The sequence below is a fragment of the Pseudoduganella sp. jia 12 genome, from assembly GCF_055502675.1.
Map to the genome: position 1 here is coordinate 150,166 of NZ_JBUXKP010000005.1, position 22,212 is coordinate 172,377.

Sequence of the window (22,212 nt, forward strand, 5' to 3'; positions counted from 1 at the left end):
TGCACAAGAATCACCGCGGCCCATCGCGGCGGGGCGGCGTGCGGGCAAACACGAAATTCGTCACCCGCGCGGCGCCGTGGCGCTTGAATACGGCGGCCAGCTCGCCCAGCGTCTGGCCGCTGCTCATCACATCGTCGACGATGCCCACATGCCGGCCTTCCAGCAGCGCGCGGTCCGGCACCGCGAACACGTGGGCAACGTTGGCGCGGCGCCGGCCGCCATGCAGTTTGCTCTGCGCCGACGTTTCCTGCACGCGCTCGGCCAGCTGCGGCACCACGGCGATGCCCAGCAGCCGTCCGAGCGGCCGAGCGATTTCCAGCGCCTGGTTGAAGCCGCGTTCGGCGAGGCGCCCCGGCCCCAGCGGAACGGGGCACAGCAATGCGGGCGCCACGAACGACGGCACCGTGCGCACCGCTTCGGCCAGCAACCCGGCGAACAGCCGCGCATGCGCGAGCTGGCCGCCGAACTTCAGTTCCAGTACCAGGCGGTCCCACGGCAATGCATAGGGAGCCGCGGCTACGGTCGCATCGAAGGGAGGGTGGCGCGCCACGCAGGCACCGCACTTGAGCGTGCCGCAGCCGGCCGGCAGCGGGTCGGCGCACACCGGGCAGCGTGCCGCGGCGGGCGAGCCGAGGAACTGCGCGCGGCAAGGCGGGCACAGCGCCTCCCGGCCGTGCATGCCGCACAGCACGCACGGGCAGGGCAGCAACGCGGCCAGGGCCTTCGCCATCGTCATCGCCATCGCCATCGAATATGCTCCAAGCATGTAGACTGCGTACATTATCGCACTCAACCCAACAATTCCCATGCAAGCCCGCCCTCCCAAACTGTCCGCTCCGATCGACCTGGAGCGTGTTCGCGCATTGTTCTCCCGGCCGGAACGCCTGCGCGATGCCGAGTTCCTGCGCCGCGAAATCGCCGCACGCATGCACGAACGCCTGCAATTGGTGCGCCTGGCGCCGCAGCGCGTGCTCGATGCCGGCTGTGGCGGCGGTGCCGATCTCGCAACATTGCAGAAATCGTATGCCGCGGCGCAGGTCGTTGGCCTCGATGCGTCGATACCGATGCTCAGGACGATCGACACGCAAGGTGCCCGCGGCTTGAACCGCCTCATCAGCAAGCTGCTGCCGGCGAAGAGCGGCATCGACCTCGTCTGTGGCGATTTTGCCGACCTGCCGCTGGGCTCGGCCAGCGTCGACCTTGTCTGGTCGAACCTGGCGCTGCACTGGCATCCGCAGCCGGACCGCGTGTTTGCCGAATGGCGCCGCGTGCTGCGTGTAAACGGCCTGATGATGTTTTCCTGCCTCGGTCCGGACTCCTTACAGGAAGTACGTTCTGCCTTTACCGATATCGATCTTGCCCCGCATACACTGCCATTTGTGGACATGCATGATTTCGGTGACCAGCTCGTCGAAGCGGGCTTTTCCACGCCGGTCATGGACATGGAAAAAATCACCGTCACGTACGACGATCCGGCGAAGCTCCTCGCCGATGTGCGGGCGCTGGGTGGCAACCCCCTGAGCACCGTACGTAAAGGCTTGCTCAGCCGTTCAGCCCGTGAGAAGCTGTTCACGGGATTGCAAAAACAGCGCCGCGCAGACGGCAAGATCGGCCTCACTTTCGAGGTCATTTATGGACACGCTTTCAAGCCGGAATCCCGGGTTACAAAGGATGGCGAAGCCATTATTCGCTTCGCGCCGCGGACACCAAAATGATAGCGATACATGTGGCGCCGCACCATTTTTCGTGGCGCAATTTACCTTGAAGTCGATAAGATTTACTGCTTATAATCCTTGACTGTTTTGGCTACTTTTTTCCATACGGACAGCAAGATCCTGACGTTGCAAAAGCCAACAACAGCAAGGCATCAATAGCCCGCGTCATCGGCGATATCGGGTCTGCCGGTGGCACGGTCGTGGTTCCGACAAGGAATCAAAAGGTGTTGAAATGCACGAGACGATCCACCTCTACAGGCAGATCGTCGCCATAAAAAATTTTTCTTATATCTTGGGTTGGTTTTGGGGATCATATGAAACTTGCGAAGCGACTTACATCGTTGCTGGCCGCATCATGGGCGGCGCTGGCCTGCTCGCCGGTCTTGGCAGCGCCGGCAGCGACGGCAGAGGGAACATACACCGCGGCCACGGGGGGCACCGGCGGGCCGCTGAAGAACCAGCTTGACCTGCAGCCGGCCGCCACCCAGATCGCCTCGGAAATCTACACGCTGCACAACTGGATGATGATCGTCTGCCTGGTGATCTTCGTCGCCGTGTTCGGCGTGATGTTCTATTCGATCCTGAAGCACCGCAAATCGGTTGGCCACAAGGCCGCCACGTTCCACGAATCCACCGCCGTCGAAATCGCCTGGACGGTCGTGCCTTTCCTGATCGTCATCGGCATGGCATTGCCCGCGACCCGCACCGTGGTCGGCATGAAGGACACGTCGAATGCCGACATCACCATCAAGGCCACCGGCATGCAATGGAAATGGGGCTACGACTACCTGAAGGGCGAGGGCGAGGGCATTTCGTTTGTCTCGAACCTGTCCACGCCCCGCGCCCAGATCGGCGCACCGGGGGCCCCGGCCACCGAGGCGCGCGGCGAGAACTACCTGATGGAAGTCGACAATGAAGTGGTCGTCCCCGTCAACAAGAAGATCCGCATCGTCACCACCGCCACGGACGTGATCCACGCGTGGATGATCCCGGCGTTCGGCGTCAAGCAGGACGCGATTCCCGGCTTCGTGCGCGACACGTGGTTCAAGTCCGAGCACACCGGCACGTTCCGCGGCAATTGCGCCGAACTGTGCGGCAAGGAGCACGCATTCATGCCGATCGTCGTGAAAGTCGTCACGGACGCGGAGTACACGGCCTGGGTCAACACGAAGAAGGCCGAAATGGCCGCGCTGGCGGACGATCCGAACAAGACGTGGACCATCGACGAACTGAAGACCAAGGGCGAAAAAGTCTATACCGCCAACTGCGCCGTGTGCCACCAGGCCAACGGCAAGGGTGTGCCGGGCGCATTCGCACCGCTCGACGGCTCGGCGGTCGTGAACGGCGCCAAGGGCGACCAGATTCACGTGCTGCTGAACGGCCAGAAGAGCGGCAAGTATCCGGCCGAAATGCCGGGCTGGAAGCAACTGTCGGATTCCGATATCGCCGCGGTCATCACCTACACGCGGAACAACTGGTCGAACAAGCCAGCGGAAAACATCGTCCAACCGGCTGAAATTGTGGCAGCACGCAAGTAATCCAGGAGCATTACGATGAGCACGACTACTCTCGACCACGGTCACGACCATACGCCCGACCACGCGCACGACCATGCGCATGGCCACGACGACCACGCGCACGACCATCCGACCGGCCTGCGCCGCTGGCTGTTCGCCACCAACCACAAGGACATCGGTACGCTGTACCTGTGGTTCTCGTTCATCATGCTGCTGTCCGGCGGCGTGCTGGCACTGATGATCCGCATGGAGCTGTTCCAGCCTGGCCTGCAGTTCTTCCACCCCGAGTTCTTCAACCAGCTGACCACGATGCACGGCCTGGTGATGGTGTTCGGCGCCATCATGCCGGCCTTCGTGGGCTTCGCGAACTGGATGATCCCGCTGCAGATCGGCGCATCGGACATGGCGTTCGCCCGCATGAACAACTTCAGCTTCTGGCTGCTGCCGCCGGCGGCGCTGCTGCTGGCAGGTTCGTTCTTCGTGCCGGGCGGCGCCACCGCCGCCGGCTGGACGCTGTATGCGCCGCTGTCCACCCAGATGGGCCCGGGCATGGACATGGCGATCTTCGCCATGCACATCATGGGCGCGTCGTCGATCATGGGCTCGATCAACATCATCGTCACGGTGCTGAACATGCGCGCACCGGGCATGACGCTGATGAAGATGCCGATGTTCTGCTGGACCTGGCTGATCACCGCCTACCTGCTGATCGCCGTGATGCCCGTGCTGGCCGGCGCCATCACGATGACGCTGACCGACCGCCACTTCGGCACGTCGTTCTTCAACGCCGCCGGCGGCGGCGACCCGGTCATGTACCAGCACATCTTCTGGTTCTTCGGCCACCCCGAGGTGTACATCATGATCCTGCCGGCATTCGGCATCGTCTCGCAGATCATCCCGGCTTTCGCCCGCAAGCCGCTGTTCGGCTATGCATCGATGGTGTACGCCACCGCGTCGATCGCGATCCTGTCGTTCATCGTCTGGGCGCACCACATGTTCACCACCGGCATGCCGGTCACGTCGCAGCTGTTCTTCATGTACGCCACGATGCTGATCGCGGTGCCGACCGGCGTGAAGGTGTTCAACTGGATCGCCACGATGTGGAAGGGCTCGATGACGTTCGAGACGCCGATGCTGTTCGCGGTGGGCTTCATCTTCGTGTTCACGATCGGCGGCTTCACGGGCCTGATCCTGGCCGTGACGCCGATCGACATCCAGGTGCACGACACCTACTACGTGGTGGCGCACTTCCACTACGTGCTGGTGGCCGGTTCCCTGTTCGCGCTGTTCGCCGGCTTCTATTACTGGGCGCCGAAGTGGACGGGCCACATGTACAACGAAACGATGGGCAAGATCCACTTCTGGGTGTCGCTGATCACGTTCAACATCACGTTCTTCCCGATGCACTTCCTGGGCCTGGCCGGCATGCCGCGCCGCTATGCGGATTACCCGGCGCAGTTCACCGACTTCAACGCCATCGTGTCGGTCGGCGCGTTCGGCTTCGGCCTGATGCAGGTGTTCTTCCTGTTCTGCGTGGTGCTGCCGACGATCCGTGGCGGCAAGGCCGCACCGGCCAAGCCATGGGAAGGTGCCGAAGGCCTGGAGTGGACCGTGCCGTCGCCGGCGCCGTTCCACACCTTTGAAACGCCGCCGACCGTCAAGTAAGCAGGGGAATGCCATGTCGAACCAGAAAAAGAGCAACCTGCGGCTGGCGCTGATCCTGGGTTCGATCGCGCTCGTGTTCTTCGTGTCCGTGATCGCCCAGCGCCTGCTCTGAGCCGGGCATCGCATCATGATGAAAGACGAAAACCGCAAGCTGCTCGGCAAGCTGGTCGTGATCGCGGTGGCGATGTTCGGGTTCGGCTACGCGCTGATCCCGGTCTACAAGCACATCTGTGAAGTGCTCGGCATTAACGTGCTGACGCAGAAGGATGGCACCGTGGCGCCGCCGGAAAACACCCAGGTCGACCGTTCGCGCAGCATCACCGTGGAGCTGGACAGCAACGTGCAGGGCACGCTGCGGTTCCGCCCCACGACGAACAGCGTCACCGTGCATCCGGGCGAGATGGTGACGGTGGTGTACGAGGTGGTGAATTCGCAGGGCCGCGTGGTGAATGCGCAGGCGGTGCCGAGCTACGCACCGCAAAGCGCCACGCCGCATTTCAAGAAAGTGGAGTGCTTCTGCTTCAAGCAGCAAACGCTGCAGGCGCACGAGGCAAAGCAGATGCCGGTGATGTTCTACCTGGATCCGAAGCTGCCGAAGGAAGTGAAGACGATCACGCTGTCGTACACCTTCATCGAGATCGGCGGGCTGGCCCAGGCACCGCTGCCCGAGTCGGAATCACTGCGGCATGATAGGGCGGGGCAGTTGTGAACGACCGCAAGCCGTCCTTCCTGTATTCGTTGAAGGCGGTGCTGTGGTCGTTCGTGGGGCTGCGCCGCAAGAGCGATTTCGACCAGGATACGGGCAAGCTGAGCCCGATCCATGTGATCGTGGCCGGGCTGATCGCCGCGGCCGTCTTCATCGGCATCCTGGTTGCCGTCGTCGCGCTGGTGGTATCCCAATAAATAGAAATTCGTAAATTCGACAAGTTCGCGAGGAGATGAAGATGATTTCGAAGCAAGCACCGTATTACTTCGTGCCCGGGCCGTCCCGCTGGCCGATGCTGGCCGGGATCTCGATGCTGGTGACGATGGTCGGCGCGTCGGCGTGGGTCAATGACAGCACGTGGGGCAAACTGGTGTGCCTCGTCGGTATCGCCGCCATGCTGGCCGTGCTGTATGGCTGGTTCGGCGACGCGATCCACGAATCCGAGGGAGGGCTGTACAGCAAGCGTATCGATCACTCCTACCGCTGGTCGATGGCCTGGTTCATCTTCTCCGAGGTGATGTTCTTCGGCGCCTTCTTCGGCGCGCTGTTCTACGCCCGCGTCATCTCGATGCCCTGGCTGGCGGACCTGGACCACAAGGTGCTGTGGCCCGACTTCGCGGCGCAGTGGGGCAATACCGGCCCGGCCGGCGTGGTCGACAACTTCAACGTCATGGGCCCGTTCCCGATCCCGACGATCAATACGGCGCTGTTGCTGCTGTCGGGCGTTACGCTGACGATCTCGCACCACGCGATCCAGGCCGGCAAGCGCAGCAAGTGCGCGCTGTGGCTGGCTGCCACGATCCTGCTGGGCGCCGTGTTCATGGGCTTCCAGGTGTATGAGTACATGCACGCCTACCAGGACCTGAACCTGAAGCTCACGTCCGGCATCTACGGTTCCACGTTCTTCATGCTGACCGGCTTCCACGGTTTCCACGTGACGATGGGCGCGATCATGCTGGCCGTCGTGCTGTTCCGCGTGATGAAAGGGCACTTCACGCCGGAAAACCACTTTGCGTTCGAAGGCGCCGCCTGGTACTGGCACTTCGTCGACGTCGTGTGGCTCGGACTTTATGTCGTAGTGTACTGGCTGTAAGGCAAGGCTATAATCGCTTCGCCTGGTGGGATGAAAGCCGCAGCGGGCAGCCGTTGCGGCTTTTTGTTTGACCTTGTCCTGTATGACCTTGTGCGGCCTTGCCTGTTCGGACTCAGCGAATGCCGGTCGGCTGGATATAGCCCATCCGGTTCAGCACGAGGATGATGACGAACAGCGCGACCGAGAAGCCCACGCGCAGCGCAAGCGCGCGCACGGTGCGGGGATTGCCGCCCTTGCCGCGCATCAGGTAGAACAGCGCCGAGGCGAGGCTGCCGATGATCAGGATGAAGGCGATGGCGACGAAAATTTTCATGATGGCGGCACGGAAAAGTGGAGTTTCATTGTAATGCGTATCGCGTTCCGTTTTAAGGCCGTGCCGTTCGTGGCCACGCTGCTGCTGGTGATACTGGGTATTGCGCTGGGGCGCTGGCAGGATGGCCGCGCCGACGAGAAACTGGCAGTGGCGGCCGAGCTGGCCGGCGGCAGCACCGCCGCGCCACTGGTGGCGGGCGCTTCGCCCATCGCGATGGCCGAGGCCCAGTTCCGCCGCGTGTCGGCGACCGGCACGTTCGTCGCCGGCTGGCCCGTGTACCTGGACAACCGTCCGCATGCGGGCCGCGCCGGCTTTTACGTGCTGATGCCGTTCCGCCTCCAGGGCACGGCGATGCATGTGCTGGTGGCTCGCGGCTGGCTGCCGCGCGATGTGGCCGACCGCCAGCGCATCGCTCCGTATCCCACGCCGTCCGGCATCGTCACGATCGAAGGCGTGGCCAAGCCGAATGCCGGGCACGTGATGGAACTGGGCGATGCGCCGCCACTCGTGGCCGGCGCCATCGTGCAGAATGCCGGCGTGGACCAGGTGGCCGCCGCCAGCGGCCTGCAACTGCATTCGTTCGTGCTCGAGCAAACCTCCGCCGACGGCAGCGAAGGCGTGCTGCTGCGCGACTGGCCGGCGCCCGACCTGGGCGTCGACAAACACCGTGGCTATGCGTTCCAGTGGTATGCGCTGGCGCTGACGGCCTTCCTGTTCTTTATCATCAGCGGATTTCGCAGTGGAACCAAACGCAGTGGAACATAAACCAATCAACAAGAAACTCGGGCGCTGGAAGCTGCTCGCCGTGCTGGCCGTCTGCGCGTCACCGCTGGTCGCTTCCTACTTCATGTACTACGTGGTCAAGCCGACCGGCCGCACCAATTACGGCACGCTGATCGACCCGCGCACCGTGCCGATGCCGGAGATGGCCACCCGCACGGTGGGCGGCGATCCCGTCACGCTCCAGTCCCTGGCCGGCAAGTGGATCATGCTGAAGGTCGGCGGCTCGGACTGCGGCCAGGCGTGCCAGGACCAGCTGTTCACGATGCGCCAGCTGCGCACGATGCAGGGCAAGGAACGCGACCGCGTGGAACGCGTGTGGCTGATCACGGACGAGCAGCCGCTGGAAACGATGCTGCTGCGCGTGAACGACGGCACGCGGTTGCTGCGCGCGCCCGCCGATGCCGTCCATAAATGGCTGCCGGTGGAGAAGGGCGGCAAAGCGCAAGACCACATCTACATCATCGACCCGCGCGGCAACCTGATGATGCGCTTCCCGAAGGATCCCGATCCGGCGAAGATGAAGAAGGATATCGGCAAGCTGCTCAAGGCGTCGTCGATCGGGTAACAGCGCGGCTGAACAAAGGAACACCATGCACCACACCACGTTGGCCCAGATGGCCATCACCGCCCTGATCGTCGCGCTGCTGCCGCTGTCGATCGTGTTCATTTCGAAGGATGTCAACAAGTACCGCAAGCTGGTGTGGATCAGCGTGTTCATCACGTTCGACCTGATCGTGTTCGGCGCATTCACCCGGCTGACGGATTCGGGGCTGGGCTGCCCGGACTGGCCGGGCTGCTACGGCCTGGCCAACCCGTTCCTCGCGCACGAGGAAATCCGCGCCGCCGAGGCGCTGATGCCGAGCGGCCCGGTGACGATGTTCAAGGCCTGGGTCGAGATGATCCACCGCTACTTCGCCATGGCCATCGGCGTGCTGATCATGGCCATGATGGCCGTGGCGTGGTACCGCTGGCGCCGCGAGCGCAAGGCCGGCTACCATCCGGGCTATCCCACCCTGCTGTTCTTCTTCGTGTGCCTGCAGGGCGCCTTCGGCGCATGGACCGTCACGCTGAAGCTGCAGCCGGTGATCGTCACCATCCACCTGCTGCTCGGCATGGGGCTGCTGGCGCTGCTCGCCTGGTTCGGCGGCCGGCAGGACAACGCGATGACACCGTTCGGCCCGGCGGGCGTGCCGGCCCCCACGCTGCGCACCATCCGCCGCCTCGCGGCGCTGTCGGGCTTCATCGTGCTGGTGCAGCTGTTCCTCGGTGGCTGGGTCAGCACCAACTACGCCACGCTGGCGTGCATGGAATTCCCGCTGTGCGGCGGCAAGGCGATCCCGGACATGGATTTCGAGCATGGCTTCCACCTGTGGCGCGAGCTGGGCAAGACCAAGGCCGGCCACTACCTGCCATTCTCCGCGCTGACGGCGATCCACTGGGTGCACCGCAACTTCGCGCTCGTGGTCGTGCTCGTGCTGGGCTACACTTGCTGGAAGGCGTGGCGGGTGCCGCTGCTGCGCAAACCGGTGAAGGGCATCGCCATCGTGCTGGTGCTGCAACTGCTGACCGGCGTGGCCACGATCTACCTGAACTTCCCGCTGACCATCGCCGTGCTGCATAACGCCGGTGCCGCTCTCCTCGTGCTGTTGCTGACCATGGTAAACTATCGGGCCAGTTTTTCGACACCCACTCCATGACCACGCAAGCCGCCGCACATCGCCAGACCAGCCGCATCGCCCAGTACTGGGCGCTGACGAAGCCGCGCGTCACGCAACTGGCCGTGTTCTGCGCCGTGATCGGCATGTTCCTCGCCACCGACGGCTTGCCGGACTGGCGCCTGGTCGTGGCCGGCACGATCGGCATCTGGCTGCTGGCCGGTGCCGCGTTCGCGGTCAACTGCCTGGCCGAGCGCGAGATCGACGCGCGCATGGCCCGCACGGCGCGCCGGCCGATGGCGCGCGGCGAGATCACGCCGACGCAAACGATGGTCTTCTCGAGCGTCATCGGCGGCGCCGGCATGTGGATCCTGTATGCGCTGGTGAACCCGCTGACGATGTGGCTCACCTTCGTCACCTTTGTCGGCTACGCGATCATCTACACGATGATCCTGAAGCCGGCCACGCCGCAGAACATCGTGATCGGCGGCCTGTCGGGCGCGATGCCGCCGGCACTGGGCTGGGCCGCCATCGCCAACGAGGTGCCGATGCAGGCCTGGCTGCTGGTGCTGATCATCTTCCTGTGGACGCCGCCGCATTTCTGGGCGCTGGCGCTGTATCGCCGCGACGACTATGCGAAGTCCGGCCTGCCGATGCTGCCCGTCACGCATGGCATGGCGTTCACGCAGTTCCACGTGTTCCTGTATTCGATCGCGCTGGCGGCCACCACGCTGCTGCCGTTCGCCGTCGGCATGAGCGGCCTGATCTACCTGGTCAGCGCCGTGCTGCTCGATGCCGTGTTCCTGTGGTATGGCTGGCGCATCTGGCGCAACTACAGCGACCTGCTGGCCCGCAAGGCCTTTGCCTTCTCGATCCTGTACCTGGCGCTGCTGTTCGGCGCGCTGCTGCTCGATCACTACATCCGGATCTGACATGAAAAAACTGCTTGCCGCGCTGTTCTTCCTGAGTGTCCTCGTCGGCTGCGCCGACAAGAAGGCCAATTTCGTCAACACCGACATCACGGGCCTCGACTACGCCAAGGGCTTTTCGCTGAAGGACCACAACGGCAAGCCGGTCACGCTGGAGAGCTACAAGGGCAAGGTGGTGGTGATGTTCTTCGGCTTCACGCAATGCCCGGACGTATGCCCGACCACGATGGCGGAAATGGCCGCCGTGATGAAGGAACTGGGCCCGCAGGCCAGCGACGTGCAGGTACTGTTCGTGACGCTCGACCCGGAGCGCGACACGCCCGAACTGCTGAAGCAATACGTTCCGGCGTTCGATCCGCGCTTCACCGGCCTGTATGGCACGCCGGCCGAAATCGCGCAGACCGCCAAGGAATTCAAGGTGTTCTACAAGAAGGTGCCTGGCCAGGATCCGGCCAACTATTCGATCGACCACACGGCAGGCAGCTACGTGTTCGACAAGCAGGGCAAGGTGCGCCTGTTCCTGCGCCATGCGCAGGGCACCAAGCCGGTGGTGCACGACCTGAAGCAGCTGCTGTCCTGATCATCCTCCTGTCGTTTCCCTGTGTTGCGGCCCGCCACGGCGGGCCGCTGTCTTTCCGATAACCTTGCATCCTTTGCAGGCCGCCCCCATCTGCCAGGCAACCTGGAGGATGCCGCCGCATGGAAAAGCGCTTTCAACCCTATACCCGCCTCGCGGCGATCGTGTTCCTCGTCGTCGGCTGCCTGTGGGTGCTGCGGCCGTTCCTGCCGGCCGTGCTGTTCGCCTGTGCGATCACGATCTCGAGCTGGCAGGTGTACGTGCGCCTGCTGGACAGGCTGAAAGGCCATCGCACGCTGGCCGCCACCGTGATGACGGTGTCGCTGGTCCTCCTGATCCTCCTGCCGCTGGCCCTCGTCACGTGGAACGTGGCAGACAATGCCGGCAACGTTTACCGCGCGCTGCGCGATGCGCTGGCGTCCGGCACGATGGCGGCGCCGGACTGGCTGCGCGGCATCCCCGTCGTCGGCGACACTGTCTTCAACTACGTGCAGAACCTGATCAGCAGCCGCGAGCAGCTGATCGATACGGCGAAGCGCTTCATGGAACCGGCCCGCCATTTCCTGCTGGGCGGCGGCCTCGTGCTGGGCAGCGGCGTGGCGCAAGTGAGCCTGGCGGCATTCGTCAGTTTCTTCCTGTACCGCGATGGCCACACGCTGCTGAAGGCACTGTCGATCGGCATGGACAAGATCATGGGCGAGCATGCGCTGGAAGTGGCCGACACCGTCAGCCGCACCGTGCGCGGCGTGATGTACGGCCTGCTCGGCACCGCGCTGGCGCAGGCCTTCGTCGCCGCCGCCGGATTCATGATCGCCGGCGTGCCGGCCGTGGCGCTGCTGGCCGTGGCCACGTTCCTGTTCTCGCTGATTCCCGTGGGGCCGCCGCTGATCTGGGGCGGCGCGGCGATCTGGCTGTTCCAGCAGGGCAGCACCGGCTGGGCGATCTTCATGGTGGTGTGGGGCGTGTTCCTGATCAGCGGTGTCGACAACGTCGTCAAGCCCGTGCTGATCAGCCGCGGCTCCAGCCTGCCGTTCCTGCTCGTGCTGCTGGGCGTGCTGGGCGGCGTGATCGCGTTCGGCTTCGTCGGCCTGTTCATCGGCCCCACGCTGCTGGCCGTCGCCCTGGGCCTGCTGCGCAACTGGACCAACGTCAACCCCGTCACGCCGCACCGGCCCGGGCGCGAGCAGGGCGAGGCCGCACCGTGAACGATCCGCACAATTTCTTCAAACCGGGGTCAGACCCCGGTTTTGGGAAATATTTCCTCGGATTGGGGTCTGACCCCGGTTTTGGGAAACGTGCTAGTCCAGCAGGGTCTTGACCAGCGTGCGGCCGTCGGGCAGTGCGCTTTCCTGCTTCACCATCAGCTGCGTGCCTTTCGCATACCAGAACTTCGATACGCTGCCCGGCACGTTGTAGTCGGTCGTGACGATCCAGCAGTCGACGGGGCCCGCGGGACCGGCGATGGCTTCGCTCCCGGCCACGCGGAACGTGTAGCGGGCCGGCGCCGTGGACCCGCCGGCGTGGTAGAACACGACCTGCGCCTCGTAGCCGTCGGCCAGCGGCAGCGCCTGGATGAATTCCATGTCGGCCTCGAAGTTGAAGGCCGGCTCCTTCGTGTCGACCGCCAGGTTCTTCTGCGAGTTGTCCCGCAGGTCCGCCATGCCGCTGATCCTGTCCGGCGCGAAGGCAAAGCCTTCCACGGTCTTGCGGCCATTCTTTTCCGTGATGCGCACATGCGTCAGCGGGCGGAAGGTGCCCGTCTCGAACGTGGACTCGAGCCGCTTCACGGAAGGGGTCTTGCCCACCGCATCCCAGCGCTGGCGCAACTGCATCTGTTTGCCGTCGAAATGGATGTCGCGCTGCCAGATGTCGAGCGCCATATTGCCGTCGGCCGAGCGCAGGTAGCGCAGGTAGCGGTGACTGCCTTCCTTCAGCAGGTGGAAGCGGGGCAGCGGCGTGCCCACCTCCACATATTGCGGGGCGGCTTGGGCCAGCACGGAAGCGGCCAGCAGCGTGGCGCCCAGCAGGGCAAATCGGCGATACGGCATGCGGGTTCCTTTCATTTCAATCCTGTTCATCCTCGGCGGTGCGCGGCACGCGAGGGATGACCTTCACCAGCAGGATGCGCGGACCGTTCATCTTGCGCACCACGATGTCGAACGCGTTGAAACTCACGCGCTGGCCCTGTTTCGGGATGTCGCCCAGCTTCAGCATGATCAGCCCGCCCACGGATTCCACTTCGTCCAGGCCCAGTTCCTCGTTCTCGATGTCGATGCCCAGCACCCGTTCCAGCGAAAAGATCGGCAGGCTGGCCTTGCCGATCAGCGAACCGTCGTCGCCTTTCAGCCAGTCGTTCTCGTTCAGGCGGAATTCGTCGTGGATCTCGCCCACCATCGCGCCAAGCAGGTTGTCGAGTGTGAGGAAGCCCACCGGCCGCTTGCCCTTTTCGCCGATCAGCGCGAAGTGCGGGGCGCCTTCGCGGAAGCGGCGGAACAGTTCGATCGCCGGCGTGCGCGCGGAAATCGTCTCCACGGGGCGCAGGAATGGCGTGAACGACTTGATCGGCTTGCCGCTCTGCTGGGCGAAGAACAGGTCTTTCAGGTGCACGATGCCGAGCACCGATTCGTCGCTGTCGAAATAGGGATAGCGCGAAAAGCGGTTGCGCACCACGGTTTCCAGGTTCGCTTCCAGCGAACGCGAGGCATGCAATGCGATCACCTCGTTGATGGGCCGCATCAGGTCCGAGACGCGCAGCTGCGAGAAATCGAGCGTGTTGGCGAGGATGTTGCGCTCGTCCTTGTCGAACTGCTCGCCCGGCTTGCTGGTGCGCAGAATCAGCTTCAGTTCCTCGGTCGAATAGTGCGAATCGTGACCGCCCGGGCCGCGCAGGCCGGCCAGGTGGAGCACCATGTTGGCGCTCTTGTTCAGCACCCAGATCGCCGGGTACATCATCCAGTAGAAGCCATACAGCGGCACGGCGCACCAGACGGCCACGGATTCCGGCACGCGGATGGCCAGCGACTTCGGCGCCAGTTCGCCGACCACGATGTGCAGGAACGAGATCGTGACGAAGGCGAACACGAACGAGATGCCGTGCAGGACTTCGGGAGAGGTGACGCCGACGGCGGTCAGCAGCGGCTCGAGCAGGCCGGCGAATGCGGGTTCGCCGATCCAGCCCAGGCCCAGCGAAGCGAGCGTGATGCCCAGCTGGCATGCGGACAGGTAGGCATCGAGCTCGCCATGTACTTTTTCAAGGATGCGGCCCCGCAAGCCCTGTGTTTTCGCGATGGCGCGCACGCGGGTGCGGCGCAGTGTCACGATACCGAATTCGGCGGCAACGAAAAAACCGTTCAGTGCAACGAGGAGGAGTGCGAACAGGACCAGCAAAAGGTTATGCATAAGGCACACCCAGGGCTGCTTCCGTCACGGCGCAGCATGGTGGCGCGTGGTGCGGAATTCTCCGGGGCGGGTAGTTAAAACAGACATATTATCCGACGGGCACGTTACCCAGCGCAAATTAAGCCCGGGGGCGTGGTGTCCTACACCGTAAACAGTCCCGTATTCGCGGCCATGATCGCTTCCACCGCCGGGTGCTTGATGCGCCGTTCGCTCGAGATCGCATAGAATTGTTCGCGCAGTTCGGTGGCGGCGCCGGCGGGAATGGCGCCGTATTGCGCAAGGATGTCTTCTTCCAGGCCGGCTGGGGCGAAGAACAGGCTCTTGCCATCCCGCGCGAACGTGGTCAGCATCGCGTTGTCCTCGAATTCGCCCACCACGTCGGGGCGGACGTCGTGTTTCAGCAGCCATTCGTCGATGCGGCCGCGCAGCGCGTTGTTCCGTGTCGGCAGCAGCATCGGCGCATGGTGCAGGTTGCGGGGAAAGTCGTCGCCGAGCTCCCTGACCAGATCCGGCCCGCCGAACAGCATCATCTCGCTCTCGCCCAGCAGGTGGTTGTACACGCGCAGGCTGGCCGAGGCACGCACGGAGCGGTCCGTCAGCACCACGTCGAGCTTGTGCAGCGCCAGGTCGGCCAGCAGCGATTCGAATTCGCGCTCCACGCAGATCAGCTTGACGGGCACCTGCATCTCGAAAGCGGCGCGCAGCAGGCGATAAGCGATCAGTTTCGGCAGCGAGTCCGAAATACCCACGGTCAGCCGGGTACGCCCCGCATCGGCCTCGTTCAGCGCTTCCTGCATGCGGTCGCCCAGCTCGAAGATCTGTTCGGCATAGGTGAGCGCCACGCGGCCCGCTTCGGTCGGCACCAGGCGGCGGCCCTGCTGCGTCAGCAACTGCTTGCCGACGGATTGCTCGAGCGCCGACAACTGCGCGCTGACGGTCTGGATGGCCAGGCCAAGCCGCTCCGCCGCGCGCGTGACGCTGCCTTCCGCGGCCACCACGCGGAAGAAATACAGGTGGCGAAAGTTGATCCCGCTGGTTTTCATGATTTCGGCTTTTGCGAAGTGAAGTTCACATTATCTTCTATTTTTCAATTGGCGGAAACTCTCTACACTGCATGCATTGATTGAGCAACAAGACAAAACAAAAAAGCAGTTGAGCAAGAACAAACGGGCAGCGCGACAAACCACCGCACTGCCCATGACGGAAGGGGGCGGGAGTCCGCCCACGACGAATCGCGGCGCGCTACATGACACCAGTCGCGCCGGATATGCAACAAGGTGTCCTACTAAACGAAGGAGTAACGATCATGGCAATCAGTCTGCAAAAAGGCGGCAACGTCAACCTGTCCAAGGAAGCTCCCGGTCTGTCGCAACTGACGATCGGTCTGGGCTGGGACGTGCGCACCACCGATGGCGCCGCATTCGACATCGACAGCTCGGCATTCGTGCTGAAGGCCGACGGCAAGGTGCGCAACGACCAGGACTTCATCTTCTACAACAACCTGAAGACCGCCGACGGCGCCGTGGTGCACTCGGGCGACAACCGCACCGGCGAAGGCTCGGGCGACGACGAGACCGTGAACGTCGACCTGGCCAAGGTGCCGGCCGAAGTGGACCGTATCGCCGTCTGCGTGACGATCCACGATGCCGAGTCCCGCCGCCAGAACTTCGGCCAGGTACAGAAAGCGTTCGTGCGCTGCGTGAACAGCGCCAACGGCCAGGAAGTGGCGCGCTACGACTTGTCCGAAGACAGCTCGACGGAAACGGCGATGGTGTTCGGCGAACTGTATCGCAACGGCAGCGACTGGAAATTCCGCGCTGTCGGCCAGGGCTTCGCCGGCGGCCTCGGCGCCCTGGCAACGAGCTACGGCGTGGCGGTCTGAGGATTGCCAGCGGGCGGCCGCCGGCCGCCCGCGAAATGAAGCAGTGACCATGCAGCAAACACGCAGTGAACAAAGGAGCGAATCATGTCAGTGAATTTGAGTAAGGGCCAGAAGATCTCTCTGGACAAGGAAGCCGGCGGCGCGCTGTCGCAAGTGACGATGGGCCTGGGCTGGGATTCCGTCAAGAGCAAGGGCTTCCTCGGCTTTGGCAGCAAGAGCGCCGACATCGACCTGGATGCCTCGTGCCTGCTGTTCGACGAGGCCAACAAGCCGGTCGACACGGTGTGGTTCCGCCAGCTGAAAAGCCGCGACGGCAGCGTGGTGCACTCCGGTGACAACCGCACCGGCGCCGGCGATGGCGACGACGAGCAGGTCACCGTCAACCTGCAGCAGGTACCGGCCAACGTGAAGAGCATCGTCTTCACGGTGAACAGCTTCACCGGCCAGAGCTTCGCCCAGGTGCAGAACGCCTACTGCCGCCTGCTGAACGCGAAGGACGGCAAGGAAGTGGCGCGCTTCGACCTGTCCGTGCAGGGCTCGCACAGCGCCCAGATCATGGCCAAGCTGTACCGCCACAACGGCGAATGGAAGATGCATGCGATCGGCGAAAACGGCACCGGCCGCACCTTCGAGGAATTGCTGCCGCAAGTCGCCCAGCACCTGTAATCACCTGCCGGCACCTGCCGGCACCCGTAGCAAGTGAGTCGCGGCGGCCCGGCGCCGCCGCGCAAGGACAAGCAGTATTCGAATGCAGTTGTACCGTGTTTCACCTGCGCCTGCCCCATGGCGCGCTTCCCTTTGCGGTGGTCCGGTCAACCGGCCACCGCTTTTTTTGCTTTTTTGATTTATTCTCGAGGTCTCCACGCCCCGCGCACGCGGCCGGCGGCCGATCATTCGATAACGAGGACATATGCGAGTCTGGTACAACCGAACGTTTTCATCGATCTACAACGCGATGACACTGATCCGGCAGCACGACCACGCCGGGCGGTATCACCTGCTGTACTCGGCCGGCAGCAGGACCGTTGCCGCGAACGCGGCTCACCAGTTCGAAGTGGAACCACCGCTGAAGGGTGATGACTACCTGGCGTGGTGCCTCGAGTTCTGCCAGCGATGGGACATCGGCATTTTCGTTCCCCACCGGGAGGCGGCACTGGTCAGCGGTGCACGGGAGCGCTTTGCCGCCATCGGCACGCGGGTGCTGGCGGTGGCCAGCCCCGAGGTGCTCGCCCTGCTGCACGACAAGGAACGTTTCTATGCGACCGTCGAGCTGCCCGTTGCCGCACCGCCGGAAACCGTGCCGTTCACCACGGCGGCGCAATTCGATGCCGGTTATGCCGCGTTGCGGGCAAAGTATCCGAAACTGTGCGTGAAGCCGTCGAAGTCCGTCTATGGCCTGGGTTTCGCCGAACTCGATGAGGGGCGCAACAGCGCGCAGATCCTGATGGCCGGCGACCAGTACCAGATCGGCCTGGAAGACTTCCGTGCCGGCCTCGCCGGCCTGGGAGAGTTCCGCACGATGCTGCTGATGGAATTCCTCGAAGGCCTGGAATACAGCGTGGATTGCGTTGCCGACCAGGGGCGCCTCGTTTGCGCCGTGCCGCGCCGCAAGCTGACCAAGCCGGGCGCCGGCCAGGTGGTCGACCCACAACCGGTGATCCTCGACGCGGTGGCGAAACTGGCGTCCGACTACGGCCTGAACGGCGTGTTCAATGTGCAGTTCCGCGAGAGCGGCGGGCGCATGCGGTTGCTGGAAATCAATCCGCGCATGTCCGGCGGTGTCGGCATGGCGTGCATGGCGGGGCCGGCGTTGCCCTGGCTGGCGCTTGCCGGTTTCGACCGGGGCTATGAACACCTGGAGATTCCTCCGGTGCGCGCCGGCATCCGTGTCGGCGAGTGGCAGCACGCCATCGAAATCGAAGGCGCGCAATGAACGACCGCATGGTGGAGGACCGGCACGCGGCCGAGACCCGCGAGGTCGCCATGCCGACCGGCGTGCTGGCCGTGCGCACGGCGCCGGGCCCCTATCCGCTGGACATGCTGCTCGGCTTCGGCGCGCGCGCCAATGCGAAACGGGGCTTCCTGTTCGTCAGCAAGGTACTGGGCAAGCACTGGCCATCGCGGCCCGGCGCCATGCGGGAATTGCACGATGCGCTTGCGGCAGGGCTGCCTGCCGCGCTGCCGGGGCCTGTGGTCTTCATCGCCATGGCCGAAACGGCGATCGGCCTGGGACAGGGCGTGTTCGAGGCACACCTGCGCCGCGGCCCCGGGAACGAAGCGCTGTTCCTGCACACCACGCGCTATCGCATCGATGGCGCGCCGCTGGTCGAATTCGCCGAGCCGCACAGCCACGCGCCGCGGCAGTTCCTGCACCTGCCCACCGATCCGGCACTGCACGCGCTGTTCATGCGGGCGCGCAGCCTCGTGCTGGTCGACGACGAAGCCAGCACCGGCACCACGTTCCGCAACCTGGCGGCTGCGTGCCGCGCGCTCAATCCAGCGCTGGCCCATGTGCACCTGGCCACGCTGACCGATTTCATGGGCGAAGGCGCCGGCGACGCGCTGGCCGAAGCCATCGGCTTGCCGGTCACGCAGGGCGCCGCGCTGCGCGGCAGTTATACATTCGCCGCCGGCGCCAGCTTCCCCGAGGCCGGGCCGGCACAGGTGGTCGGCGCGGCCGATGGTGTCGCGGTGGGGGGCGCCTTCGGCCGCACCGGCCTGCCGCGGCCCCTGGCCATCCCCGCCGCCACGGCCGACGTGCTGGCATCGGGCATCGAGGCCGGCGAGCGCGTGCTGGTGCTGGGAACCGGGGAATTCATGCACCCGCCATTCCTGCTGGCCGAAGCGCTGGAGGCGCGCGGCATCGACGTCGCCGTGCAGTCGACCACCCGTTCGCCGATCCTCGAATGGGGGGCGATCGGCAGCCGGCTCGCCTTCGCCGACAATTACGGCGAAGGCATCGCCAACTATGTCTACAACGTGCGGCCGGGCCAGTATGCGCACGTGTTCATCTGCCATGAAACGCCGGCCGGGGAAGCATTGCGCGACCTGGCCCGCCAGGTCGGCGGCCGCCTGGTGCATTTCCGATCGGAGAGCGACATTGCATAAATTCCTGTTCGTCGACCTGGACGACACGCTGTTCCATTCGCTGGCGAAATGCGATCCGCGCGAAACGCTGCGACCGATCGCCTTCCTGAAGGACGGTTCGGCGAATTCCTATACGAACGGCCGCCAGCGCGCCTTCCTCGACATGGTGGGGCAGGGCATGACGCTGATCCCCACCACGGCGCGCGATCGCGATGGCCTGGCGCGGGTGGATTACCCGTTCACGCATTGCCGGATCATCGATTTCGGCGGCATCATCCTGGCGCCGGACGGCACGCCCGACCCGGTCTGGCTTGCGCGCATGGGCGACGACATGGCCACCGCCTTGCCGGGCTTGCGCGAGGCGCAGGCCGTCATCGACGGCTACGCGCGGCAGGCCGGCATCCCGGCGCGGATACAGCTGGTGGAGGATCTTGGCCTGCCGTTCTACGTGAACGTCAAGGACCCGGACAAGAACCTGGAACGGCTCGACGCGATCGAACGCGAGGCGGTGGCGCCGTGGCTTGCCGCCGAAGGGCGCGAGTTCTGCCTGCACCGCAACGGCAACAACCTGGCGGTGCTGCCGAAGCGGCTGAACAAGGCGCGCGCGGTCGAGTACCTGCAGGCCCGCCTGCGCGACGAGCATGGCGAGATCATGACCTTCGGCATGGGCGACAGCCGCTCGGACGCACGCTTCATGGCCGCCTGCGACTATGCGATCATCCCGCGCGGCACGCAACTGGCGGCATTGACGGTGGGGGCGCTATGAACGATTTCTCCGGAAGCTACCGGCAGGGCGACGTGCGCTTCCTGCTCCGCCGCCTGCCCGGCCATTCCTTCACGTCCGTCGAGGAGAAGGAGGCGCTGATCCAGTCCGGCCGCCGGCACTACAGCGAAATGCTGTCGGCGGAATCGCTGCCGTCGAGCCGGCACCTGGCGCTGTTCGACGAGGCATGCCGGGCCAACCGCGGCCGGATGGCGGCCGATTGCCTGCGGCTGGCGCACCTGATCGCGGCACGCCGCGCCGGCCAGATCACGCTGGTGTCGCTGGCCCGGGCCGGCACGCCGGTCGGCGTCATCCTCAAGCAGTTGCTCGAGCAGGTGCTGCACCGCGACGTGGTCCATTATTCGGTATCGATCGTGCGCGACCGCGGCATCGACGCGGCGGCGTTGCGCACCATCCTGGCGCGCCACGTGCCGGCTTCGATCGTGTTCGTCGACGGCTGGACCGGCAAGGGCGTGATCGCCCGCGAGCTGGAACGGTCGGTCGGCGAATTCAACGTGCGCCACCGTGTGCGGCTCGATACCGGCCTGTATGTGCTGTCCGACCTGGCCGGTGCCGCCGCCTGCGCCAGTTCCGACGCCGATTACCTGATTCCGTCCAGCATCCTGAACGCCACCGTGTCCGGGCTGGTCAGCCGTACCGTCATCAGCGGCGACAGCGACCAGGACGATTTCCATGGCTGCCTGTATTACCAGGAATTCGCCGCGCATGACCGGTCGCGCGGCTTTGCCGACGATATCGTCGCCGCCGCGCTGGAGATCGCCGCGGCCGGCGAACTGGCCCCGGTGCCGCTGGACCGGGCGCGCGCGGCCGCCACGTCGCGCGCCTGCCTGCGCGAGATCGCGCAACGCTACGACGTGGCCGATGTCAACCTCATCAAGCCCGGCATCGGCGAAGCGACGCGGGTGCTGCTGCGGCGCGTGCCGCGGTTGCTGATCCTGCGCGACCCCGATACGGCCGACGTCGCGCACCTGAACCTGCTGGCGCAGGAAAAAGGCGTTCCGGTCGTGGTCGACCGCACATTGCCCTACCAGGGCGTTTCACTGATCAGGAGGGAAGGCGATGCATGACAAACCCATTGGCGCGTCGCTGTACGTACCGGCCACGCACAAGGACCTGACCGCGATCGCCGACGGCGAGCGGATGCCGGCCCTGCGCTCGGTCATTTTCTGCACCGAGGATGCGGTGGCCGAGCGCGAGCTGGAAACGGCGCTGGCCAGCCTGGCCCGGACGCTGGCGGCCACGCGCAGCCATGCGCGGCTCGACCGCTTCGTCCGCGTGCGCAATACCACGGTGCTGGCGCGCGTGCTGGCGATGCCGGGGGCGGAAAAGCTGGCCGGCTTCGTGATCCCGAAGGCCACCCGCGACAACCTGGACGACTACATGCGCCCCCTGGCGGGCACGAAGCACCTGCTGATGCCCACGCTGGAGACGGCCGAGGTATTCGATCCGGCGGAAATGCGCGCCCTCCGGGTGCGCCTGTCCGCGCCCGACATCGCCCACCGCATCCTGGCGCTGCGGATCGGTGGCAACGACCTGCTGGCGCTGCTGGGACTGCGCCGGTCGCGCGACATGACGATCTACCAGTCGCCGCTGGGCCCCGTGATCGCCAGCCTCGTGACCACGTTCCGGCCGCATGGCTTGCGCCTCACGTCCCCCGTGTTCGAGCACCTGGATTGCCCGGCGCTGATGGCGCAGGAAGTACAGCAGGACATCGCCTACGGCATGGTCGGCAAGACCGCGATCCATCCGTCGCAGATCGAGCCGATCGAGCAGCACTTCCGCGTGCAGCCGAAGGAGGTGGCGATGGCGCTGCGCATCCTGGACCGCGACGCTCCCGCCGTGTTCAAGCTCGACGATTCGATGTGCGAAGTGGCCACGCACCGCGACTGGGCCAATGCCGTCATTGCCCGTGCCAGCAGGTTCGGCACGCATGCGACACCGGCGCCGGCGGACGAGCCGGCAGCGGAGACTTCCTGGCGGTCCGAAAGCGAAAACGGGATCGACGGTTCGGTTTTTGCGAAGTGAGCCTCCCATGAACTGCTGTTTTCCAATTGCGTGCCAGGCTCTACACTGCATGATGTCGAGCAAACATTAAGTAGATACTAAG

General features: G+C 64.8%; 25 protein-coding genes. 20 read left to right on the forward strand and 5 right to left on the reverse strand.

Annotated features, from left to right (window positions below; all coding sequences use genetic code 11):
• Positions 1-10 precede the first annotated feature (10 nt).
• Entirely contained in the window at positions 11-766 is a 756-nt protein-coding gene (locus ACY65G_RS12830) for a phosphoribosyltransferase family protein (protein ID WP_464997746.1), read from the reverse strand.
• Between the two features lie 40 nt (positions 767-806).
• Between ACY65G_RS12830 and ACY65G_RS12835 the strand changes: the two genes are divergently transcribed.
• The 7 genes from ACY65G_RS12835 to ACY65G_RS12865 all read left to right on the forward strand — a co-directional run bounded on the left by ACY65G_RS12835 (position 807) and on the right by ACY65G_RS12865 (position 6,696).
• Entirely contained in the window at positions 807-1,715 is a 909-nt protein-coding gene (locus ACY65G_RS12835; protein WP_464997747.1) for a methyltransferase domain-containing protein, read from the forward strand.
• 314 nt (positions 1,716-2,029) lie between these two features.
• Positions 2,030-3,253, forward strand: coding sequence for a cytochrome c oxidase subunit II (coxB, locus tag ACY65G_RS12840; protein ID WP_464997748.1), 1,224 nt, complete (start codon positions 2,030-2,032; stop codon positions 3,251-3,253).
• Between the two features lie 15 nt (positions 3,254-3,268).
• A complete protein-coding gene (ctaD, locus tag ACY65G_RS12845) occupies positions 3,269-4,897 on the forward strand; it encodes a cytochrome c oxidase subunit I (protein WP_464997749.1) in 1,629 nt (542 codons plus the stop codon).
• Positions 4,898-4,910: 13 nt separating this feature from the next.
• On the forward strand, positions 4,911-5,009 hold the full coding sequence (locus tag ACY65G_RS12850) for a cytochrome oxidase small assembly protein (protein WP_464997750.1): 99 nt from the start codon (positions 4,911-4,913) through the stop codon (positions 5,007-5,009).
• Positions 5,010-5,024: 15 nt separating this feature from the next.
• Positions 5,025-5,606 carry a cytochrome c oxidase assembly protein gene (locus ACY65G_RS12855; protein WP_464997751.1) on the forward strand — a complete coding sequence of 194 codons (582 nt, stop codon included), beginning with the start codon at positions 5,025-5,027 and terminating at the stop codon, positions 5,604-5,606.
• Positions 5,603-5,800 carry a DUF2970 domain-containing protein gene (locus tag ACY65G_RS12860; protein ID WP_464997752.1) on the forward strand — a complete coding sequence of 66 codons (198 nt, stop codon included), beginning with the start codon at positions 5,603-5,605 and terminating at the stop codon, positions 5,798-5,800. Before ACY65G_RS12855 ends, ACY65G_RS12860 begins: the two co-directional genes overlap by 4 nt.
• A gap of 35 nt (positions 5,801-5,835) precedes the next feature.
• Positions 5,836-6,696 (forward strand): cytochrome c oxidase subunit 3, encoded by an 861-nt coding sequence (locus ACY65G_RS12865; RefSeq protein ID WP_464997753.1) that lies wholly within the window; start codon positions 5,836-5,838, stop codon positions 6,694-6,696.
• A gap of 112 nt (positions 6,697-6,808) precedes the next feature.
• Here ACY65G_RS12865 and ACY65G_RS12870 read toward each other — a convergent pair whose 3' ends face one another.
• On the reverse strand, positions 6,809-7,009 hold the full coding sequence (locus tag ACY65G_RS12870; RefSeq protein ID WP_464997754.1) for a twin transmembrane helix small protein: 201 nt from the start codon (positions 7,007-7,009) through the stop codon (positions 6,809-6,811).
• Positions 7,010-7,042: 33 nt separating this feature from the next.
• Here ACY65G_RS12870 and ACY65G_RS12875 point away from each other — a divergent pair, with 33 nt between their 5' ends.
• The 6 genes from ACY65G_RS12875 (at position 7,043) to ACY65G_RS12900 (ending at position 12,158) form a co-directional block, all read left to right on the forward strand.
• A complete protein-coding gene (locus ACY65G_RS12875) occupies positions 7,043-7,774 on the forward strand; it encodes an SURF1 family protein (protein ID WP_464997755.1) in 732 nt (243 codons plus the stop codon).
• Complete coding sequence (locus tag ACY65G_RS12880; protein WP_464997756.1) at positions 7,764-8,357, forward strand: SCO family protein; 594 nt, start codon at positions 7,764-7,766, stop codon at positions 8,355-8,357. The genes ACY65G_RS12875 and ACY65G_RS12880 overlap by 11 nt, the downstream gene beginning before the upstream one ends.
• A 25-nt stretch (positions 8,358-8,382) precedes the next feature.
• A complete protein-coding gene (locus ACY65G_RS12885) occupies positions 8,383-9,489 on the forward strand; it encodes a COX15/CtaA family protein (RefSeq protein ID WP_464997757.1) in 1,107 nt (368 codons plus the stop codon).
• Positions 9,486-10,379: a heme o synthase gene (gene cyoE, locus ACY65G_RS12890; RefSeq protein WP_464997758.1), complete on the forward strand. Its 894-nt coding sequence runs from the start codon at positions 9,486-9,488 to the stop codon at positions 10,377-10,379. The genes ACY65G_RS12885 and cyoE overlap by 4 nt, the downstream gene beginning before the upstream one ends.
• 1 nt (position 10,380) lies before the next feature.
• Complete coding sequence (locus ACY65G_RS12895; RefSeq protein WP_464997759.1) at positions 10,381-10,956, forward strand: SCO family protein; 576 nt, start codon at positions 10,381-10,383, stop codon at positions 10,954-10,956.
• 119 nt (positions 10,957-11,075) lie between these two features.
• On the forward strand, positions 11,076-12,158 hold the full coding sequence (locus ACY65G_RS12900) for an AI-2E family transporter (protein ID WP_464997760.1): 1,083 nt from the start codon (positions 11,076-11,078) through the stop codon (positions 12,156-12,158).
• Between the two features lie 93 nt (positions 12,159-12,251).
• Here the strand turns inward: ACY65G_RS12900 and ACY65G_RS12905 are convergent, their stop codons facing one another.
• From ACY65G_RS12905 to ACY65G_RS12915, 3 genes are all read right to left on the reverse strand, one after another.
• Positions 12,252-13,001, reverse strand: coding sequence for a DUF3108 domain-containing protein (locus tag ACY65G_RS12905; RefSeq protein ID WP_464997761.1), 750 nt, complete (start codon positions 12,999-13,001; stop codon positions 12,252-12,254).
• A gap of 16 nt (positions 13,002-13,017) precedes the next feature.
• Positions 13,018-14,352, reverse strand: a complete 1,335-nt coding sequence (locus ACY65G_RS12910) for a hemolysin family protein (RefSeq protein ID WP_464997762.1) — start codon at positions 14,350-14,352, stop codon at positions 13,018-13,020.
• Positions 14,353-14,492: 140 nt separating this feature from the next.
• Complete coding sequence (locus ACY65G_RS12915; protein WP_464997763.1) at positions 14,493-15,395, reverse strand: LysR family transcriptional regulator; 903 nt, start codon at positions 15,393-15,395, stop codon at positions 14,493-14,495.
• 263 nt (positions 15,396-15,658) lie between these two features.
• Between ACY65G_RS12915 and ACY65G_RS12920 the strand changes: the two genes are divergently transcribed.
• From ACY65G_RS12920 to ACY65G_RS12950, 7 genes are all read left to right on the forward strand, one after another.
• Positions 15,659-16,234: a TerD family protein gene (locus ACY65G_RS12920; protein WP_464997764.1), complete on the forward strand. Its 576-nt coding sequence runs from the start codon at positions 15,659-15,661 to the stop codon at positions 16,232-16,234.
• Positions 16,235-16,318: 84 nt separating this feature from the next.
• Positions 16,319-16,900 (forward strand): TerD family protein, encoded by a 582-nt coding sequence (locus ACY65G_RS12925; RefSeq protein ID WP_464997765.1) that lies wholly within the window; start codon positions 16,319-16,321, stop codon positions 16,898-16,900.
• 244 nt (positions 16,901-17,144) lie between these two features.
• Positions 17,145-18,167: an ATP-grasp domain-containing protein gene (locus ACY65G_RS12930; protein WP_464997766.1), complete on the forward strand. Its 1,023-nt coding sequence runs from the start codon at positions 17,145-17,147 to the stop codon at positions 18,165-18,167.
• Positions 18,164-19,342, forward strand: a complete 1,179-nt coding sequence (locus ACY65G_RS12935) for a phosphoribosyltransferase domain-containing protein (RefSeq protein ID WP_464997767.1) — start codon at positions 18,164-18,166, stop codon at positions 19,340-19,342. The genes ACY65G_RS12930 and ACY65G_RS12935 overlap by 4 nt, the downstream gene beginning before the upstream one ends.
• Complete coding sequence (locus ACY65G_RS12940; protein WP_464997768.1) at positions 19,335-20,087, forward strand: HAD family hydrolase; 753 nt, start codon at positions 19,335-19,337, stop codon at positions 20,085-20,087. Before ACY65G_RS12935 ends, ACY65G_RS12940 begins: the two co-directional genes overlap by 8 nt.
• The gene (locus ACY65G_RS12945; RefSeq protein WP_464997769.1) at positions 20,084-21,172 is read left to right on the forward strand and encodes a cysteine protease StiP family protein; all 1,089 of its coding nucleotides are present in this window, start codon (positions 20,084-20,086) and stop codon (positions 21,170-21,172) included. The genes ACY65G_RS12940 and ACY65G_RS12945 overlap by 4 nt, the downstream gene beginning before the upstream one ends.
• Positions 21,165-22,130 carry an HpcH/HpaI aldolase/citrate lyase family protein gene (locus ACY65G_RS12950; protein ID WP_464997770.1) on the forward strand — a complete coding sequence of 322 codons (966 nt, stop codon included), beginning with the start codon at positions 21,165-21,167 and terminating at the stop codon, positions 22,128-22,130. The genes ACY65G_RS12945 and ACY65G_RS12950 overlap by 8 nt, the downstream gene beginning before the upstream one ends.
• The last annotated feature ends 82 nt before the right edge of the window (positions 22,131-22,212 follow it).

What these genes read in the sequence shown, in the direction of transcription:
- ACY65G_RS12910 (WP_464997762.1), bottom strand. Translation starts at nt 14,352, where the DNA reads ATGCATAACCTTTTGCTGGTCCTGTTCGCACTCCTCCTCGTTGCACTG.
- ACY65G_RS12885 (WP_464997757.1), top strand. Translation starts at nt 8,383, where the DNA reads ATGCACCACACCACGTTGGCCCAGATGGCCATCACCGCCCTGATCGTC.
- ACY65G_RS12850 (WP_464997750.1), top strand. Translation starts at nt 4,911, where the DNA reads ATGTCGAACCAGAAAAAGAGCAACCTGCGGCTGGCGCTGATCCTGGGT.
- ACY65G_RS12950 (WP_464997770.1), top strand. Translation starts at nt 21,165, where the DNA reads ATGCATGACAAACCCATTGGCGCGTCGCTGTACGTACCGGCCACGCAC.
- ACY65G_RS12900 (WP_464997760.1), top strand. Translation starts at nt 11,076, where the DNA reads ATGGAAAAGCGCTTTCAACCCTATACCCGCCTCGCGGCGATCGTGTTC.
- ACY65G_RS12915 (WP_464997763.1), bottom strand. Translation starts at nt 15,395, where the DNA reads ATGAAAACCAGCGGGATCAACTTTCGCCACCTGTATTTCTTCCGCGTG.
- coxB (WP_464997748.1), top strand. Translation starts at nt 2,030, where the DNA reads ATGAAACTTGCGAAGCGACTTACATCGTTGCTGGCCGCATCATGGGCG.
- ACY65G_RS12935 (WP_464997767.1), top strand. Translation starts at nt 18,164, where the DNA reads ATGAACGACCGCATGGTGGAGGACCGGCACGCGGCCGAGACCCGCGAG.
- ACY65G_RS12930 (WP_464997766.1), top strand. Translation starts at nt 17,145, where the DNA reads ATGCGAGTCTGGTACAACCGAACGTTTTCATCGATCTACAACGCGATG.
- ACY65G_RS12895 (WP_464997759.1), top strand. Translation starts at nt 10,381, where the DNA reads ATGAAAAAACTGCTTGCCGCGCTGTTCTTCCTGAGTGTCCTCGTCGGC.
- ACY65G_RS12920 (WP_464997764.1), top strand. Translation starts at nt 15,659, where the DNA reads ATGGCAATCAGTCTGCAAAAAGGCGGCAACGTCAACCTGTCCAAGGAA.
- ACY65G_RS12925 (WP_464997765.1), top strand. Translation starts at nt 16,319, where the DNA reads ATGTCAGTGAATTTGAGTAAGGGCCAGAAGATCTCTCTGGACAAGGAA.
- ACY65G_RS12855 (WP_464997751.1), top strand. Translation starts at nt 5,025, where the DNA reads ATGATGAAAGACGAAAACCGCAAGCTGCTCGGCAAGCTGGTCGTGATC.
- cyoE (WP_464997758.1), top strand. Translation starts at nt 9,486, where the DNA reads ATGACCACGCAAGCCGCCGCACATCGCCAGACCAGCCGCATCGCCCAG.
- ACY65G_RS12835 (WP_464997747.1), top strand. Translation starts at nt 807, where the DNA reads ATGCAAGCCCGCCCTCCCAAACTGTCCGCTCCGATCGACCTGGAGCGT.
- ctaD (WP_464997749.1), top strand. Translation starts at nt 3,269, where the DNA reads ATGAGCACGACTACTCTCGACCACGGTCACGACCATACGCCCGACCAC.
- ACY65G_RS12830 (WP_464997746.1), bottom strand. Translation starts at nt 766, where the DNA reads ATGCTTGGAGCATATTCGATGGCGATGGCGATGACGATGGCGAAGGCC.
- ACY65G_RS12865 (WP_464997753.1), top strand. Translation starts at nt 5,836, where the DNA reads ATGAAGATGATTTCGAAGCAAGCACCGTATTACTTCGTGCCCGGGCCG.
- ACY65G_RS12870 (WP_464997754.1), bottom strand. Translation starts at nt 7,009, where the DNA reads ATGAAAATTTTCGTCGCCATCGCCTTCATCCTGATCATCGGCAGCCTC.
- ACY65G_RS12945 (WP_464997769.1), top strand. Translation starts at nt 20,084, where the DNA reads ATGAACGATTTCTCCGGAAGCTACCGGCAGGGCGACGTGCGCTTCCTG.
- ACY65G_RS12875 (WP_464997755.1), top strand. Translation starts at nt 7,043, where the DNA reads ATGCGTATCGCGTTCCGTTTTAAGGCCGTGCCGTTCGTGGCCACGCTG.
- ACY65G_RS12905 (WP_464997761.1), bottom strand. Translation starts at nt 13,001, where the DNA reads ATGCCGTATCGCCGATTTGCCCTGCTGGGCGCCACGCTGCTGGCCGCT.